The sequence below is a fragment of the Amycolatopsis rhizosphaerae genome, assembly GCF_007713715.1.
GTDB lineage: Bacteria > Actinomycetota > Actinomycetes > Mycobacteriales > Pseudonocardiaceae > Amycolatopsis_E > Amycolatopsis_E rhizosphaerae.
In genome coordinates, this window is the sequence record NZ_VJWX01000798.1 from 1 (window position 1) to 1,730 (window position 1,730).

Annotated in this window: 2 protein-coding genes; one reads left to right on the forward strand and one right to left on the reverse strand. The window is 71.2% G+C overall.

Annotation, left to right across the window (positions count from 1 at the left end):
• Nucleotides 1-931 (forward strand): NAD(P)/FAD-dependent oxidoreductase (locus tag FNH05_RS36935; RefSeq protein WP_144593467.1); only part of this gene is annotated, 931 nt, incomplete at its 5' end.
• Between the two features lie 18 nt (nucleotides 932-949).
• Here the strand turns inward: FNH05_RS36935 and add are convergent.
• Nucleotides 950-1,730 (reverse strand): adenosine deaminase (gene add / locus FNH05_RS36940; protein ID WP_144593468.1); only part of this gene is annotated, 781 nt, incomplete at its 5' end.

The window sequence follows — 1,730 nt, forward strand, 5'->3', positions numbered from 1 at the left end:
GCACGGCATCGGGTTCAAAACCCTCGAAGAGGCCATCTACCTGCGCAACCACGTGCTGTCGCGGCTCGACCAGGCCGACAGCACGATGGATCCCGAGCTGCGGCGGCGGCTGCTCACCTTCGTCTTCGTCGGCGGCGGCTACGCCGGTGTGGAGGCGATGGCCGAACTGGAGGACATGACGCGGCAGGCCCTGCCGTCGTATTCGATCGGCAAGCACGAACTGCGCTGGGTACTGGTCGAAGCGATGGACCGGATCATGCCGGAGGTCAGCCCCCAACTGGCGGCCTACACCCTCGACGTGCTCCGGTCCCGCGGGTTCGAACCCCACCTCGACACGACGCTGAAGTCGGCCGAACACGGGCACATCGTGCTCGGCGACGGCACCGAGTTCGACGCGGACACCCTGGTGTGGACGGCCGGGGTGCGGCCGAACCCGATGCTCGCCGGCACCGACCTGCCGCTGGACAACCGCGGCCGGGTGATCTGCTCGGCCACCCTGGAAGTCAGGGACAGCCCCTGGGTGTTCGCCGCGGGCGACGCCGCCGCCGTCCCCGATCTGTCCAAAAAGGATCCGGATGCGACGTGCCCGCCTTCGGCCCAGCACGCGTCCCGGCAGGCGACGCGGCTGGCGAAGAACGTGCTCGCGTCGCTGCGCGGCGAGCCCCTGGTGCGGTACCGGCACGCGAACGCGGGCTCGGTCGCCAGCCTCGGCCTCTACCAGGGGGTCGCCCAGATCTACGGCGTGAAGCTGCGGGGCTTCCCGGCGTGGGCGCTGCACCGGGGCTACCACCTGGCCACCATGCCCACGGCGCACCGCAAGGCCCGTATCGCGGCGGACTGGCTGCTGTCACTGCCCTTCCGGCGGCAGGTGGTGGCGACCGGCGAACAGCAGCATCCCCGCAGCCAGTTCGTGCACGCCACGGCGAGGTGAGGACCGGCCCGGCCGGGCTCACCGGGCGCCGGGCAGCTCCGCCTTCCAGCGCTCACGGTCCGTTTCGGACGCGAAGGAGGAGTCGAAGGAGTTGCGGGCCAGCAGGGCCAGTGCGTCTTCGTCCAGTGCGAACTCGCGCTCGACGGCGGCGAAGTTGTCGTCGGCGTAGCCGCCGAAGTAGGCCGGGTCGTCGCTGTTGACGCTCACCAGCAGCCCCTCTTCGAGCATCGCGGGCAGTGGGTGCGCGGCGAGGGAGGGCACCACGTTCAGGGCCACATTGGACAGTGGGCAGACGGTGAGCGGGATGCGCTCGTCGCGCAGTCTTCCCACCAGCACCGGGTCTTCCATCGCGCGGATGCCGTGGTCGATGCGCTCGGCACCCAGCACGTCCAGTGCCTCCCACACGTAGTCCGGGCCGCCCTCCTCACCGGCATGCGCGACCCGGTGCAGTCCCTCCGCCGCCGCCCTCCGGAACACCTCCCGGAACAACGACGGGGGAAACCCCGCCTCGGCCGAGTCCAGCCCGACCCCGGTGAACCGCTCCCGGAACGGCATCGCCGCTCGCAGCATCTCCTCCGCCGCCTGGGCGCCGAGATCACGCAGAAAGCAGAGGATCAGCTCCGCCGACACCTCCGCGGACTCCTCCACCGCCGCCGACAGCCCCGCGAACACCGCCTCCAGCGGGACCCCGTTGGCCAGGTGCGCCTGCGGATCGAAGAAGATCTCGGCGCGCCGGACCCCCGCCGCGGCCGCCCGGACCAGATACGCCCGCGCCAGATCGTGGAAGTCCGCCTCGGTC